This is a genomic window from Pseudomonas rhodesiae, from assembly GCF_007858255.1.
GTDB lineage: Bacteria > Pseudomonadota > Gammaproteobacteria > Pseudomonadales > Pseudomonadaceae > Aquipseudomonas > Aquipseudomonas rhodesiae.
In genome coordinates this window covers 46,809-61,375 of sequence record NZ_VFEU01000029.1, presented here as the reverse complement: position 1 = coordinate 61,375, position 14,567 = coordinate 46,809, and the positions used below count along the sequence as shown (strand labels likewise).

14 protein-coding genes and 1 pseudogene are annotated in these 14,567 nt (G+C 51.0%); 8 read left to right on the top strand and 7 right to left on the bottom strand.

Annotation, left to right across the window (positions count from 1 at the left end; genetic code table 11):
- Nucleotides 1-345: 345 nt before the first annotated feature.
- The 3 genes from FIV35_RS25625 to FIV35_RS29700 all read left to right on the top strand — a co-directional run bounded on the left by FIV35_RS25625 (nt 346) and on the right by FIV35_RS29700 (nt 2,947).
- On the top strand, nt 346-567 hold the full coding sequence (locus FIV35_RS25625; RefSeq protein WP_083377925.1) for a hypothetical protein: 222 nt from the start codon (nt 346-348) through the stop codon (nt 565-567).
- Between the two features lie 564 nt (nt 568-1,131).
- A complete protein-coding gene (locus tag FIV35_RS25620) occupies nt 1,132-2,760 on the top strand; it encodes a HAMP domain-containing methyl-accepting chemotaxis protein (protein WP_083377926.1) in 1,629 nt (542 codons plus the stop codon).
- A gap of 13 nt (nt 2,761-2,773) precedes the next feature.
- The gene (locus FIV35_RS29700; RefSeq protein ID WP_156796373.1) at nt 2,774-2,947 is read left to right on the top strand and encodes a hypothetical protein; all 174 of its coding nucleotides are present in this window, start codon (nt 2,774-2,776) and stop codon (nt 2,945-2,947) included.
- A gap of 5 nt (nt 2,948-2,952) precedes the next feature.
- Here FIV35_RS29700 and FIV35_RS25615 read toward each other — a convergent pair whose 3' ends face one another.
- Nucleotides 2,953-3,831 carry a hypothetical protein gene (locus FIV35_RS25615; RefSeq protein ID WP_146375096.1) on the bottom strand — a complete coding sequence of 293 codons (879 nt, stop codon included), beginning with the start codon at nt 3,829-3,831 and terminating at the stop codon, nt 2,953-2,955.
- Nucleotides 3,832-5,250: 1,419 nt separating this feature from the next.
- On the opposite strand from FIV35_RS25615, the pseudogene FIV35_RS25610 reads away from it, so the two are divergent.
- From FIV35_RS25610 to FIV35_RS25600, 3 genes and pseudogenes are all read left to right on the top strand, one after another.
- Nucleotides 5,251-5,927: pseudogene (locus FIV35_RS25610) on the top strand (transposase); the annotation flags it as partial.
- A 200-nt stretch (nt 5,928-6,127) separates the two neighbouring features.
- The gene (locus tag FIV35_RS25605; RefSeq protein ID WP_146375094.1) at nt 6,128-6,325 is read left to right on the top strand and encodes a hypothetical protein; all 198 of its coding nucleotides are present in this window, start codon (nt 6,128-6,130) and stop codon (nt 6,323-6,325) included.
- Nucleotides 6,326-6,665: 340 nt separating this feature from the next.
- Nucleotides 6,666-7,247 carry a hypothetical protein gene (locus FIV35_RS25600; protein ID WP_146375092.1) on the top strand — a complete coding sequence of 194 codons (582 nt, stop codon included), beginning with the start codon at nt 6,666-6,668 and terminating at the stop codon, nt 7,245-7,247.
- 149 nt (nt 7,248-7,396) lie between these two features.
- Here FIV35_RS25600 and FIV35_RS25595 read toward each other — a convergent pair whose 3' ends face one another.
- Nucleotides 7,397-7,978, bottom strand: coding sequence for a hypothetical protein (locus tag FIV35_RS25595; protein ID WP_034139954.1), 582 nt, complete (start codon nt 7,976-7,978; stop codon nt 7,397-7,399).
- A gap of 240 nt (nt 7,979-8,218) precedes the next feature.
- Complete coding sequence (locus FIV35_RS25590; protein WP_034139953.1) at nt 8,219-9,547, bottom strand: anti-phage deoxyguanosine triphosphatase; 1,329 nt, start codon at nt 9,545-9,547, stop codon at nt 8,219-8,221.
- 758 nt (nt 9,548-10,305) lie between these two features.
- Between FIV35_RS25590 and FIV35_RS25585 the strand changes: the two genes are divergently transcribed.
- Nucleotides 10,306-10,881 carry a DNA adenine methylase gene (locus tag FIV35_RS25585; RefSeq protein WP_231980879.1) on the top strand — a complete coding sequence of 192 codons (576 nt, stop codon included), beginning with the start codon at nt 10,306-10,308 and terminating at the stop codon, nt 10,879-10,881.
- Nucleotides 10,881-11,708, top strand: coding sequence for an 8-oxoguanine DNA glycosylase (locus FIV35_RS25580; protein WP_034139951.1), 828 nt, complete (start codon nt 10,881-10,883; stop codon nt 11,706-11,708). The genes FIV35_RS25585 and FIV35_RS25580 overlap by 1 nt, the downstream gene beginning before the upstream one ends.
- Here the strand turns inward: FIV35_RS25580 and FIV35_RS25575 are convergent.
- The 4 genes from FIV35_RS25575 to FIV35_RS25560 are packed head-to-tail and all read right to left on the bottom strand — an operon-like array spanning nt 11,643 to nt 14,455.
- Nucleotides 11,643-12,323 (bottom strand): nitroreductase family protein, encoded by a 681-nt coding sequence (locus FIV35_RS25575; RefSeq protein WP_034139950.1) that lies wholly within the window; start codon nt 12,321-12,323, stop codon nt 11,643-11,645. The two genes, FIV35_RS25580 and FIV35_RS25575, sit on opposite strands and share 66 nt — an antisense overlap.
- Complete coding sequence (locus FIV35_RS25570) at nt 12,301-12,906, bottom strand: 7-cyano-7-deazaguanine synthase (protein ID WP_034139949.1); 606 nt, start codon at nt 12,904-12,906, stop codon at nt 12,301-12,303. Before FIV35_RS25570 ends, FIV35_RS25575 begins: the two co-directional genes overlap by 23 nt.
- Nucleotides 12,903-14,114: a PfkB family carbohydrate kinase gene (locus FIV35_RS25565; protein WP_034139948.1), complete on the bottom strand. Its 1,212-nt coding sequence runs from the start codon at nt 14,112-14,114 to the stop codon at nt 12,903-12,905. Before FIV35_RS25565 ends, FIV35_RS25570 begins: the two co-directional genes overlap by 4 nt.
- A 20-nt stretch (nt 14,115-14,134) precedes the next feature.
- On the bottom strand, nt 14,135-14,455 hold the full coding sequence (locus FIV35_RS25560) for a hypothetical protein (protein ID WP_034139947.1): 321 nt from the start codon (nt 14,453-14,455) through the stop codon (nt 14,135-14,137).
- Between the last annotated feature and the right edge of the window lie 112 nt (nt 14,456-14,567).

Genomic DNA, 14,567 nt, shown 5'->3' with positions numbered 1-14,567 from the left:
AAGCGCTTCATACGCGCTCTGAAGCGTTACCGGCGCTGATCGTGGTAAATAATCGGGAAATCGCCACGCCTAGGAGCAATGGGCTGAAGCACGCAAGATAAGAAAGTGTTTTTACACACTCTGGGCCGACTGCTGCCCTTCGAGATAGGCAGCTTAGGAACCCATACGACAGCAGGGAAGCCAGCTAAACGATCCGTCCGATGATGGATTGGGCGTAGCCCTCCCCAAAACCGCCGCCAGCACTGCTTTCGAGGCATTGAACGACCATTCTCGTAGCAATTTTCAAGCAAGCACCAATTTACTAGGCCACTGCTATGCTTAGCCCTTTTTGGCTGGGTGACACACATGACAGGGGAATACTCACTTCCAGATTTGCTTGAACGAATGTACGAGAATCAGCTCGCGTTGGAAGCAGCTCTTATGGAGTTGGCTCTCCAAATCGAAAAGCAAGGTATGGATGAGGTCGGTAAAAACGTACGTGGTGCTCTATTCGTGATCGGCGAAAACGCTGGGCACATCAAGCAAGGCTTGGCCAAGCTCAAGGGTTCGAGTTCCGGCCACGCCTAAACCATCTCAGGTTTGCAGCCGGTGATCTCAACGCCGGCAGCGTAAGGTACTGGCAGGCATCAATCGGCCAAAATCGGACGTCGAGTATCTACAAAAGCGGGTGCTATTTAGCTCTCCGTTACCTGAGCATATACGTATTTTTGAGGATGACGGGGAAGTCGTGATGAATGAAAAGCCGAAGTATTCCTCACTTGATCTTTGAACGGTCCGCTATGACGATTGTGCGGAGCTTACCTAGCCTAAATTAATCGAATCACACGCACCGCTCTGAACATAGTCAACTAAGTGTAAAGCCATTTCGCGGGCTGATTGTTAAATGCGTATGGGCTGTAGGGGATTTTTCGCTTTAAAGCTTGGTCGGCGCTCACCCAGTAACAACAAACGCATCTGGAACGCTGTTTCATTCGGCGTCTAAGGTTAAATCTGTGATAGAAAGGTTTAGCAAAATAATGTTTCAAATAAAAAAGCCAGACTTTCCTCGTTGCGCCGCATCACCCGACGAACGGTACTTAAGCGCTTACGACGACTGACGACATAGCTGATAATTCAGACGAGGGTTTAATTATGCTATTGCGCAGACTCAACCTTGCTCCACGCTCAGCTCTATGCTTCGGTTTCTTTTGTCTGATGATAATTTCGCTGGGGGTCATCGCTCTCAAACAGGCGTCGAGCTTGAAGGATTCTGAAAGTTTCGTTGAGACGAATGTCGTACCCAGCATATCCATTCTTGGGGTCATTGACCGGGAGTTCGTAAGCATCAGAGGGAGCAACGCACGGTTGCGAAACCCTGTAGAGCCAGAAAGCCGAAAAGCGCAGGCTTTAGAGGAATTGAAAAAGGCAAGAATTAATATCCAGAATTTGCTTTCGAATTTGCAGCCGCTGATCGTAACCCCGATGGGCAGGCAGAAAATTGATACGCTTTCAACAAGCCTTACCAGCTATCAGGTCTTACAAGATCAATATCTGTCTTTCATTTCTTCAGGAAATTTAGATGAGGCAGCCAAGCTTTCCAGCGATTCGATGAAGCAATCTGCTGACGCCGTTGAGAGCGACATCAAAGGAATGATAGAAGTTAATAATAATAAAGCGAAACTGGCTGGCGAAGAGGCGAGCCGAACCTATGAGCAAGCTAAATTGATCGTTAGTGGTTTTATATTTATCAGCACCTTGGCTGCTATTGTACTTGCCCTGATGTATACCCGAAGTATTACGAACCCTATTAGTCAAACACTAGCTATTGCTGAGCGCATTGCGAAAAATGATCTCACTGGAGTCATTGAAGCAAAAGGGCACGATGAGGTGGCGAGGCTCATGCAAGCTTTAGGCGCAATGCAACATAGTCTACGAAATACCCTTTCTCTGATATCTGATTCTTCCAATCAGTTGGCATCAACTTCTGAAGAAATGCATGCTGTCACCGAAGATGCCAATAAAGGTATGTTGCGTCAAAATAATGAAGTTGAAATGGCGGCAACTGCAGTCACTGAGATGAGTGCAGCTGTTGAGGAGGTGGCTAGAAATGCGTCTTCAGCCTCCGAGGCCGCTAATCGATCCAACTCTGCCGCTTTGGCTGGCCGCGCACGCGTTGACGAAACTGTGCAGGCCATCAGCTTGATGGTCGCAAATGTCGAAGATGCATCCCAAGAAGTACAGGGGCTCGCCGTAATGGCAACTGACATTAGCAAGGTTTTGGATGTTATTCGTGCTATCGCCGAACAGACCAATCTTCTTGCGTTAAACGCTGCTATCGAAGCTGCTCGTGCTGGTGAGGCTGGTCGAGGCTTCGCAGTAGTCGCAGATGAGGTCAGGGCTTTGGCTCATCGTACTCAGCAATCAACCAGTGAAATTGAGCAGATGATCAGCTCAATTCAGAAAGGTACTGGATCTGCCGTATCCGCAATGACCCAGACGAACACCCAAGCCCAGAAAACATTGGACACTGCTCAATGTGCCGGTTCGGCTTTGGTGGAGATTACTGAATCTATCGACAATATTACGGAGCGCAACGTCCTGATTGCGACCGCATCGGAAGAGCAGGCTCAAGTTGCAAGGGAGGTAGATCGCAGTCTAGTGAGTATCCGTGACCTTTCAAGTCAAGCGGCAGAGGGCTCCAGTCAGACAGCTATCGCAACGTCCGAGCTCACAAAGTTAGCGGTCGAATTGAACAAGTTGGTCAGGCAATTTCAAATGTAGAGATACAGTCACTATGAATAGCAACCGCTTTTATAGATATTCGACGTCGGCTTTTGGCCGATTGCTGCCCGTCACCAGCGCAGAAATCGGCCAATTGCAGACCTTGGATGTGTCTGAAAAACTGAGGGCGATTCACCTTGCGCAAGGTGTTGCCACAGGAACGCCATCGCAGAAGACACTAAAGTGAGGGCCTTACTCGGAGTATTTCCCCACATGGTTTTTCCACGGTAAGTAGTCCACGAAAACCACGCGATGGGTTACCCCGTTTTCCCCTACACGAAACCCAGGCATTTGTTGCAAATCCAGCTGCAAGCACTGAGTTGCAAGTACCTTTTGTAACGCAGGATCCGGATGAAAATATTCAGGACGGAAATAGTGTTTTTTAAGCGTCACATCGCAACTTGCGACTTGGCCCTTTACGTTGGCAGTGAATTCGAAGCGAGCTCTGCCGAACGCATTTATTGATTGCTTGGCCACCACGTTGTCCCAGAAAAAACGGCTTTCAGCATCAGTTCTCTGGTGCCCCCGTTCGTAATCAGAAATAGGTGAGGTATTACCAGAAGCTATCAAAGGTGCGATGACCTCGAGCGTGCCATCAGCTGGATTCTGGAGACCTTCCGGGATGCTATTCCAGCTACTGCTCCAGCACACATCCATGACGAGATTCGTAAAGCCTGGTGGAGCTCCAGCGTCACTTGGCTGCGCCTCGCAGAGCAATACGTCACCTTGCTGATTGAGCTTCATCCGCAACTTCACGCTGCCTTGCATCCCTTCGCCATTTGCCCAGAACACACTTCGAGCCAAGGTAGAGCGCAAAACCCTGAGATAACGTCTTGCTTCGAGACGTTTGATTTCTTCTGGGGTTAGGTAACTTGGAGCGGCTTTACCATCGCTATCGATCCAGGAATCTATTCGCTGCTCAGGTGTTAACTGGCGGCAACCAGAGAGAGCCACTAAGCCTGTTAATAACAGCAGCGCGGAGGTTAGCCGACAATCGGCCCGGGATGTCATTTTAATGGTCGACACTCTTTCGTTCCTTGATATGACAAAAATCGCCATTTTACCTTGCATGCCAGACCACCGGACATTGCAACTCGATTTTTCGCCGGCCGATTGCTGCCTGTCGTGAAAGGCTCCATTCGACCCATTGCAGTCCATCGCGATCAGCGGCAGTTGGATCACGAGTCGAACGGTGAAACTGAACAACGCTATTTTTTACAACCGGCTGAGTTGCCCGCTTGAAGTAATCAGAGCTCTGAGCCGCTGAATTTTCCTGATGCAATACATTCTAAAAAAATTCTTTGTTCTGGTTTAAGAAGTTTGCGTGGCGTATACACGTGCTCATCAGGCTCCCTTAGCCACCTTGCCAAACCTCGGCTCGCGGATTCCTTGAGATTGTCCGCACGGATTGAGTCATAAGGGAAAAGGTCTGGACTGATGGGAAAGCCCTCATCCTACGCCCGCATGGCCCCTACTGACAGCTATCGGCCCAGAGTGTGTAAAATCGCTTCGCCAAAATTGAAGTGTGCGCGTCTACGTTAAATCTGAAATTTATCAGCACATCTGTAGATATGGATTTCACGTAGAAACGCGATTTCCGGTGCGGTTTGGAGTACCTGACGCGCTCAAAAACCGTTTTTACACAGTCTGGGCCAGAAGCGGACGCTGGCCCGAGCCCTCTCTGCAAGGACCTGGTGGTCAGAATGAGTGGAAGTTATAACAAGTAGATATATGATCTTCCTACAAAATGAGATTCGATTCAGACCTATGATTCTTCAATATCCACCGGTGTGACCAGAGTACGGAATGATGATAAGTGACTCAGATTTGGCCGAAATGGTTCCTTCAGCGCTAACGGGTGTAACTGTCGGGATCGGTTCGCAGATCCTGCTTTTTGGTGATATGGCTAGCGGGTTAATTCAGTGTCCATTCGTCAGTGATATGCTCTCGCCGGTACCTTCAATGCAGGCTACCTAGCTTATGATTTGGAGTCACTTAATCACCGCTCATTTAATCGCTGAAACAAGAGAACTTTCAGCGTCACCGCGTTGGCAAAATCCAGACGCCCCTGGATCCGCGCAAGTAGTAGAGTTGAGCACGCGCCTTAGTTCTCCAAAGGAGTACAGTGCCTTCCGAGATACCCCTGAAGGCGACTATTTGCTGTATGTAATCGAGGCATACGAGGATGCCATGAATAATGATTGGCTTCCTTATGAAATCATCGGCCTTCCACTTGAGCGGGCACGGGAATTTATCACGCAAGTCGCAAGTGAGTTGGCGTCGGGCCCGACACCTCACTTCATTCCAAACATTAGGGCAGTTTATTCAATACTCTCTGCTCTCTAAATCGACGCGACATGTCTGATCTAAAGAGCTGCTTCTGGCCGATTAATGCCGTTCGTGACGGGCAGCAACCGGCCATGAGCTGTAGTGGTCTAATGAACCCGGACACCCATTTAGGCGAGAATGCTCGCCAGATCGAGGTGTCAGATGACTAAACAACGCCGCTCCTTTACTCCTGAATTCAAGCGCGAGGCTGCCGACCTTGTGCTCAAACAAAACTACAGCTACATCGAAGCCAGCCGTTCGCTTGGCATTGGTGAGTCGGCATTGCGCCGCTGGGTTGACCAGATTCAGAAAGAACATAAAGGCGTCACCCCGCAGAGTAAGGCACTGACTCCGGAACAGCAAAAAATTCAGGAGCTGGAAGCCCGGATTGCTCGGCTTGAGCGAGAGAAATCAATACTAAAAAAGGCTACCGCGCTCTTGATGTCGGAAGATCACGAGCGTTCGCGCTGATTGACCAGTTGAGGGCACATGAGCCGGTTGATTGGCAGTGCAAGGTGTTTGACGTCACTCGCTCTTGTTACTACGCCCAGCGCCTGCGGCGCCGCACGCCGGATGTTGAACGGCTTCGATTGCGTAGTCGCGTAAGTGAGCTGTTCTCGCAAAGTCGCAGCTCTGCGGGCAGTCGCAGCATTCTGTCACTGATGCGTGAAGACGGTGAGCAAGTCAGTCGATTCAAAGTGCGTAGCTTGATGCGCGAGCTTGATTTAGTCAGCAAACAACCCGGCTCCCATGCCTACAAACGAGCAACAGTAGAAAGACTGGATATCCCGAACACATTGAACCGCGAGTTCGGCGAGACTGAATCGCCACAGGTTTTCTAGACACTCTCCAAGCTCGCTGCGTAACGCTTTTCAAACTCTACCGGTGACAGCTGATTCCCCATAAACCCGGAGCCCTCGTGGGGATCGAGTCCTCTTTGCGAATCATCCAAAAAAAGGTGCAAGACTAGGTTTTTGTCTGAGGGCATTTTGATACCATAGGGCCTCAACTCAAAATCAGCTCTACAAGGATGAATCAAATGAGCACGCCTTGCCCACACTGCCAAAAAAACCTTGGTGATCTTGATCCAATTATGAATCAACTGGCCCAAAATAAGCTAAGCGGCAAATTGACGTTCAAATGCAAACATTGCAAATTGGATATCAATGCCTTTTCAAATGTTGGCATGTATTACATCAGTACTCCCACCGGCAATGTAATGATTGGCGCCGCTTGAGCCTGGCGCACCCAGAATTTTGTGCACAGCCAACTCGCTTATTTTTGGACAATATTTGCCATCGCCTCAGACGCCAACGCGATCATGTCTCTACGGAGCACGCGTTTGCTTGAGCGAAGCCCTCTAATTCCGATTGCAGCCTTTTTATTTTCTCGCAATTTTATTATCCAGCGTCGATTAAACTCCGCAATGAGTCAGACATCTTGGTGATATCTAAGCCTCGGGAAAAGGCTCGAAATCGCAGAAAACATCACCAAATTGAAGTATAAAGCTGCCAGAGCCATTTGATACTAAGCCATTGCGTTAATTAAACAAATTCAGCATATCTAGTGAGAGCTTAGTGACTTTCAAAAGAAAAATTACTGGTATACGCCTAACCGGGCTTGGCATCCCATTACTTACTGTTGCCGCAAGTTTAGGTGGTGTGTACATGGGACAAAGAATGGTTGCCGCAGGCGAAAGCAACAAAGTTATCAGAGAGCAGCTCGCGCTAGCATATAACTTAACCTTGTCTATCCCAGCTCTTGCATTAGCGGTTAATACATCAGCGATTACTACAGTGAGCAGTGCTGATTCTGGATTTAGAGGTGCCGTGTATAATGACGCGCTTAAATCATATCAAGGTAAGATAACAGAGATTAAGACAATCAACGCGTTATATGTCGATGACATAACGGAAGCGGTTGAGGGGCTTTCCCGATGCTCTGAGCAGTTTGTAAACTTCGCGGCAAATCACATGCTTTTAGAAAGAAGGGATACGGGTATGCCTATAGTCAAACCTCTAATGTCATATCAAAATTCAAATTTGAAACTGGAACGAATCGAATCGTTGAACGTCACCGCATATGAAAGAGTAAGATGTGAATTTATGGGTGAGCAGCTAAACGTAAAAATAGCACAGGTAATGAAGAAACATATATGACTCCATCTCCCTTGCCTCAAGGCTAGTTTAATACAGAGCACTAAACAACTCGAAGGAGAGACTCCCAATCCTTCGCTATTTGAACCAGGAACTGATTCACCGACTGAATGTTGGGTGCTCCAGTTGCGTTCTCGTGAGCAACCACCGTCTCATCGAGCTCCTCGCTCACCAAGTAGCGGGTTGAACTCGTCCCACAGACCGTCTTCTACCGCCTGAGCCGATCCATCATCGAGTTCCTTAAACTGGAAGAGGTGAAAATCAATGGTCAAGTCCAGCGTGGTCACCCAGGATGAGAATCGGATGGCATAGGGGCCTGAAGCTTCGGCAGACATATGGGCGCGGAATCGTTCACGCGGACTGTAGGATCTGCCTATATATAAGATCTGATCGTTTTCGTGCACACCGTTCAATCTGCATAGTGATCGAGCACTGCCGGAGATCCTTTGGGTCTCGCGAGCCGTGGCAAATTTTTCTGACAGCGATTGAAGATCGCGTTTGCTGCATGCTCGCAAGCTAAAGATATAGATGAACTCTGAATCGGTGTCCTCTTTCCTACCTCCAGTTGGAATCCTGATCGACAGCGCTTTGATGACCTCCTTAGAAAGCATCGATGTGTTAAAGCTAAGTGATATAGGCGCGGGCACTGAAGCAGCCTTTGCGAGGCGAATAGCAGCTAAGGTATTCGCCTCGTAAAGATTGATTGCGCTACGAAGTATCGAATTAGTGAGCATATTTCATCCACTGAAAAAAATCCGAGAGAGACCTCCGAAACGATATCAATGCAGTTTCGAGCGGACGCCCATTTGTCTAATCGTCTCTATTTGCTACGCATTGTTCCTTCACAATCGTGCTCAATTATACCCACTGTACCCATTCAAACCAGCCATAAATATTCACTCAAAAATTCCCCCGAAAGATCAAAAAACCTAGCGGGGGATTGTCAGCAGAAAAGAATCTCGCTGCACAGCAGCTTATAACCTGTCAAAAATCGACCCTTTATGAGGGTAATAGATCTTTTCGTACAAACGAGTTGCATATTCATCTGTCATTCCAGAGATATAGTCACAAACAACTCGACTCTTTTGGCTGGCACTTTCTCCGCTGACATATCGTTTACGCGTAGATGATGGCAAAAGCCGCTCTGGATCAGAGTTCAGAGCATCAAAAAGCTCAATCACCAGTTTTTGACCTTTAAACTCCAGCTGCTGAACGTTTGGAGCCTTAATCACCTTAGTCTTTACAAGATCGAAGATATGATCCAACAGTGCTCTATGATCGTCATCCATATAGGCATTCCACTTGATAAGCGCTGTGGTCGCAAATGACATGCCGGATGGTTTTACCTTTGTTTTGAGAATAAATTGGTGCACTAAGCCACCGATAGCTTTTTTTCGCTCGTAACTTTCCTCTGAGAACAGTTGATTCGCTAATTTATTGCTATCCAGCTCACAATTACTAAACAGACTCTCTTTATCTTTATTCTGATCATCCCATGACTTTCTGGTGATCATTCCTAAAGAGATAGCATCTTCAAAATCATGCAGACTGTATGAAATATCATCAGCCAGCTCCATAATCGACGTATCCAGCCCCTTGTATATTGGCTTCTTATGACCAGACTTGTGTTCTTTAAACGTTGTGAATTCAGCTTTTTCCGCTTTAGTTAGAGGTGCTAAAACCCAGTCCACCACATCACTCTCATCATCTAGGTAACACTTTGGCGGGTGCTGCTCTTGAGCCTTACACAGCCAGCGCTGGGGTGGGACTCGGCCATACGCAGTCGCGCCCACCAGTTCACTATACGGTGCAGGATATTTCAGGATTCCTAAAAGAAGGCGGCGAGTCGGATTTAAACCGTGATTGGCAGTGTATTTATCCAATTTCGATAGGATGCGTAATGTCTGACCATTTCCCTCAAAACCACCGAAGTCTCGCATACACAAATTCAAGGCAACCTCGCCACCATGCCCAAAAGGGGGGTGCCCAATATCATGTGCCAAACAAATAGAACTCATAAGCGCTGAACGCGGCAGAGCCTCGATGATTTCCTCGTCATCCTTATGGTAATCTTGAAGCCATCGCACAATCCCAACACCAATCTGCGCCACTTCCATCGAATGGGTAAGACGCGTGCGGTAGAAATCGCTTTCACCCAAGCCCAACACCTGTGTTTTGGATTGCAAACGACGGAATGCCGATGAGTGAATCAGGCGTGCGTAATCACGCTCCCACTCCGAACGAACCTCACCGCTACGGCGAGGATCTTCAGATAGACGCATTTCCCAAATATTTTCAGTCATCAAAAACCTTCCCTGTCAGTTAATTTGAACTCTGCTATTGTCGACTGCGATTATTGCCGATCTGAGGAGTTTTCTGGTCTCGATTGTACCAATAGCACCCAACTGAATTAATTGCCGTGGGTTAGTAGACACCTCTGTTGGTGCTGATCGGAAATTGCCCCCTCTCTGCCGATGGATATACGACCCAATACAAGTTATTGACTCCGTATCTGATCAGCTGGCGTTCTCATACTCATAAGTTGAGCATGATCCGTTGAAAAGCCTAGGCACGCCTCGTCGGTAAGACAGCCGTTATTAGGTCAGTTTTCCGCCAGCGCTAACACCCCACGTTAGACAGCCCGTAGCGGGTCCCCACCGCCTGCACAGGCTCGGACCAGGCCTCGTCCAGCATCTTTTCCCGTTCAGAGAGTTCCACCATTCAACGCTTCCTCAATTCCGAGCTCGTTGAATCCAGCGATCAACCCGTCAGTCCCGCGCCCGGCGGCGCACCGACGGTAGCGGCCAGGCACCCTACCAACGGTGCGTTGTGTTTAACTAGCTCGGCTTCCTGCGGGGCTCTTCTATATTTCGTGACTACACCTCAACCGAACTCCACGCATGGTGGCCGTTCGGCGCTTCGCCTTGACATCATCGTCATTTCTGACGATGCTTGGCGCATGAGATATCCAGGCGGAAAAGGCAAGTGTTACCAGCGCTTGATCAACCTGATGCCACCGCATCAGACATACATCGAATCCCACCTTGGTGGTGGGGCAGTCATGCGCAACAAAAAGGCTGCGCAGCGGAACATTGGGTTGGACCTCGACTCCCAAGTCATTGAGCGGTGGAAAGCAGAGCGTCCAGATACCTGCGAACTCCACCAAGTCGACGCGGTTACGTTCCTTGAAGGGTATACGTTCGAAGGCCAGGAGTTGGTCTATATCGATCCGCCCTACGTTCCGAACACCCGCCGTCGAGCGAAGGTCTATCGCTGCGATTACTCGGAAGAGGACCACATCCGCTTGCTGCGGTGCTTGGTCGCATTACCTTGCAAAGTGATGCTTTCGGGCTATGACTGTGATCTCTACAACCGCGAGCTCATCGGGTGGCGCAAGGTGAGTTTTCCGGCTAAGACCCATGTAGAGCTGCGCGAAGAAACGGTGTGGATGAACTACGAACCTCCCAGCCGTTTGCACGACAGCCGATACATGGGCGAAACATTCCGAGACCGCCAAACCATTCAGCGTCGCCAAACCAGGCTCCGTGCTCGTATCGAGAGCCTAGATCCCATTGAGCGACACGAGTTACTGCAATGGATGCATGAACACTACGGCATTGCCGAGGAGGCCGCCTGATGCAATTAGGCGCTATTTTCATGGACCAAGCGGTCTTTAATGTCGAGCTGCCCAAAGCAGACGCAGAGGTTATTCCGGGCGTCCCGTGGGGAGCCATGGAAGCGTTCCCTACCCCTGCGTACTGGGCGTACCAAGTGTACGCACGCCGTCTCACTGGCGATCGGATAAACTACAAGCTCGGGGCAACGCTGAAAGAAGAAGTCGGCGCGTGCTTGCTGGGGGGACATGGCATCCCCGCTAGCGTCGGGCTCGCCGCCTTTCACCACGTCAAAGAACGCGGTGCCTTTGGCGATCAACCACCTTCAGAAGAAAGCCTGCTTGAGTGGCTGAAAGAGCCCCTAGCTATCGATGGTCGCCAAGTGCGATACCGTTTCGCCACGCAGAAGGCCCGCTACCTCTGCGCGGCACTTCAGAAGCTGTCTGCTGAACGGCCTCCGTTAGCCTCCGGCAAAGCGCTGCGCGACTGGCTGCTGGATATTCCAGGTATTGGTTACAAGACCGCATCGTGGGTTGCCCGTAACTGGCTGGATGCGGACGATGTGGCCATCCTGGACATCCACATTCTTCGCGCTGGGCTACTGGGTAGGTTCTTCGAAAGCAACTTGACCGTTGAACGCCACTACCTGGAGCTCGAAGAGCAGTTCATCCGCTTCAGCAAAGGGCTTGGTGTCAGGGCATCGGAGCTCGATGCCCTGATGTGGTTGGAGATGATGTCATCGCCCGCCACCGTGCACAGCATCATGGGGCACCACTCACCTGAATCAGGCTCTCGCAGCCGAGCCAAGAAGAGCAAGGCCAACTCCGGCCAGCTTTCCCTGATCGGCTAAGGCACTGGCCCATGGCTCACCGGTAACGCCCAGCGGACAGAAGTTGAGTCTCTGGGCTGTCGCAGTCAATGCCATAACCGCGAGCAGCGCCCCCGCGTCACGCCAAACAAGGCTGCAACCATCTTGGTATTTGCCCAATGTTTTTCCGGGCTCGGCCAGAAATAGAATGCATGTTGCCTCATCACCGCCCAGAACCTGCAGACTGAGCTCATAAAGGCCTGCAAGCTTGCCGGTCGCATGTCTGAGCTCGACCAGTTGATGAGCCCTAGGCTCATACATCCACCATCGATCATCACCGGGCCGCTTCACGACGATGTGTATAGGGTGGATCGCTCCAGCCGAGGGGGCCGCTCGATGCTCCAAATCAAAACCTAGGTTTGACGTACCGGATCCTCGAGTTCTGCATGCATGCCAGAGGAAGGCTCCGAGCTGCAGGTCATAGACGACGCCGAACTCGCGATGCGACGCACGAGCATCCAAAACCTCGCCGAACGGCCGGTCTAACGCCTCCGAGGAAGCAGGGAGCGGGCAGACATCGCCAATTTCCCACTCGAGAGGCTCATACCGCTCAGGAGCCAGCCTTGGATTAGGGTCACCCAAGTCGATCCAAGTCATACCCCACCTCTTGAAACACTTCCATGTACTTGTTGCAGCCGCGGCAGTTGCCACATGCAAAATGCGACTTATGGCAGCTGTGCGCCCATGCCAGGAGACTCGCAGGGATGCCCGATTTGCGGACAAGCTCAGCAGTAGAAAACTCAATTGCTGGAGCCTCCACCACCATGCCGCCCTCCTGCAGGGAAAGTAGATGGCTGATCGCCGACATGAACTCTGGGGAGCCATCCCTATGGAAGCCATCCGATTTCACGGTACCCAACCACAGGTGCGTCACACCGAACGAGATTGCCTTCATAGCGGCCAGCGTAACCAGCATCTGATTCCGGTACGGCCACCAATCCGAGGCTGGAGCCAGACTGTTGGCTTGGCTACCTGCCATGTCTCCCGAGCCCAGCTGGCGGCAGTCAATCTCAATCACATGATGAGGGATTTCCAACAGTTGGCAGATCGTTCTTGAAGCCTCGATCTCGGCCTGCGCCGCGAGCTGGCCGTAGTTCAGGGTGAACGCGATGTCCGGGCGCTTCCACCAGGCAATCGTCAAGGAATCCATCCCGCCAGACAACAATAATCCCGTCTTCATAGCACTACCGCTTCCCAGACCATCTGATAGATCGCACTCACATAGTCATCGGTGATGCAGCAGTCGGAGCCTTCCATCATTTTCTTGTCCTGTTCGGACTCATTTTCCGCGTAGAAGACGACAGGTTTGTTCAACGCCCGAGCGTAGCCAATCTCGTAAATCGTGCCCGAGTCGAGCCCATCACCAATCGCAAAGAGAACGTCGCAATCACGCACCCCTTCGAGGTCCTTTTCGACCACGTCCTCAGCAGAGCCAAGACCGACGTCATGGTATGGGGAAAATACATCCAGCCCCATTGCCAGCAGGTCTCTGCGAGCCTGCCCGACCATCCAAAGCTCTGCGAGGGTGAAGAATGGCCCTGCGAGGTACACCTTAGGGGCGTAACCATCGCGATACCGAACTGACGGTTGCAGTGGGTACGGTTTGAAGCAAGCAAGTAAAGCCTGGTCGGGGAAGCCTTGATTTTCGCAATAAAAGGCCGTCGCAATGGAGGCAACCGAGGCGGCATCGTGAGCCGAAAGATCTTTGTCCATCCAGCCCAGTGCGAAGTGGGCGGCGAAGGTATCTCCCGAGCCGATCTTCCATACCCTCTCAGTGCGGTATGCAGGCACCGTCGAGATTGCGCCGTTGTCATACACCAAGGCACCCAGAGGCCCCATCTTAATAACGACCACCTCCGCGCGCTCCTGCTCGGCGAGCACGATTGCGAGTTCTTGTGCGGTCAAACCACTGGAAGAGGGAACCAACAGATTGGCCTCATGGCGGTTCAGGACCAGAGCCAGGTGCTTTGCTTCAGAGCCATTTGCCCTGAAGGACTCCGTACCGTCGGCATTCTGTGGGTCAAACACCGCGTACTCAGCATCAACTACTGCCGTTCCATCGATCATGCCGAATCGAAGCACCTTCTCGGCGCTAACCTGCAGCTTCGATTTGACGTGAGTACCCCGTCGAATATCTGGATTGGCGAGGCCATGGATGTACTCGAAAGTCACCGGTGCCTGCGCAGGCGTAGCATTGAACTGGAAACCTTCCGCGGCTGCGCGGGCATCAACGACGATTTGGGTGTCGCTATCTACACAGGCGTGTAATTCCGCCTGACCACCGAAACGAGCAATCGCCGTTGCTGCCCTCCCTGCCGACCCATAAATATCGTCCCACGCCGGGCGCATGCAGCGCTCTCGGTAGACGCCTCCTACGATGGTGATCATAGAGCTCTCCTTGCTCGAAATTAAATGTGGTAAACCCGAAGGCGTACTTGCCCGCCACCAACGTGCAGCACACGTGCCTGGTACTGTTCGCCCTGGCTCATGCAGCTTCGCAATTGGTTCAGATGTGGGTCGACAATCCCTCCTGCATCAGCGCCGTTCCAAAGTGCGGAGACGACTTGCTGGTTACCCGACTGCGAAAAGACAATTTCGAGGATGTCGTTGACGCTCAGCTGCCCAACCACCTGTGCTTTCGGTGAAGCTAGCTGGGTATCAAACTGAAGTGCCGCGCAGGAAGTGGTGGGTGTAGATGGACCCAGATAGCTACCGCCAGAACCAGACATTCGCATCTCCTTCGCGAGTCAAATTGAGTGCAAAGCAATATCACATCGGGAAGGCAAAAGGCCATAACATCCTCATGCTCTAGCGGCGACCGGCACAAACCAAGCATCGTCC

Bases quoted from the DNA above. Each gene is read 5' to 3' on its own strand.
- FIV35_RS25585 (WP_231980879.1), top strand. From the start codon at position 10,306: ATGCGCAACAAAAAGGCTGCGCAGCGGAACATTGGGTTGGACCTCGAC.
- FIV35_RS25580 (WP_034139951.1), top strand. From the start codon at position 10,881: ATGCAATTAGGCGCTATTTTCATGGACCAAGCGGTCTTTAATGTCGAG.
- FIV35_RS29700 (WP_156796373.1), top strand. From the start codon at position 2,774: ATGAATAGCAACCGCTTTTATAGATATTCGACGTCGGCTTTTGGCCGA.
- FIV35_RS25625 (WP_083377925.1), top strand. From the start codon at position 346: ATGACAGGGGAATACTCACTTCCAGATTTGCTTGAACGAATGTACGAG.
- FIV35_RS25595 (WP_034139954.1), bottom strand. From the start codon at position 7,978: ATGCTCACTAATTCGATACTTCGTAGCGCAATCAATCTTTACGAGGCG.
- FIV35_RS25615 (WP_146375096.1), bottom strand. From the start codon at position 3,831: ATGCAAGGTAAAATGGCGATTTTTGTCATATCAAGGAACGAAAGAGTG.
- FIV35_RS25570 (WP_034139949.1), bottom strand. From the start codon at position 12,906: ATGAAGACGGGATTATTGTTGTCTGGCGGGATGGATTCCTTGACGATT.
- FIV35_RS25575 (WP_034139950.1), bottom strand. From the start codon at position 12,323: ATGACTTGGATCGACTTGGGTGACCCTAATCCAAGGCTGGCTCCTGAG.
- FIV35_RS25620 (WP_083377926.1), top strand. From the start codon at position 1,132: ATGCTATTGCGCAGACTCAACCTTGCTCCACGCTCAGCTCTATGCTTC.
- FIV35_RS25590 (WP_034139953.1), bottom strand. From the start codon at position 9,547: ATGACTGAAAATATTTGGGAAATGCGTCTATCTGAAGATCCTCGCCGT.
- FIV35_RS25605 (WP_146375094.1), top strand. From the start codon at position 6,128: ATGAGCACGCCTTGCCCACACTGCCAAAAAAACCTTGGTGATCTTGAT.
- FIV35_RS25560 (WP_034139947.1), bottom strand. From the start codon at position 14,455: ATGTCTGGTTCTGGCGGTAGCTATCTGGGTCCATCTACACCCACCACT.
- FIV35_RS25565 (WP_034139948.1), bottom strand. From the start codon at position 14,114: ATGATCACCATCGTAGGAGGCGTCTACCGAGAGCGCTGCATGCGCCCG.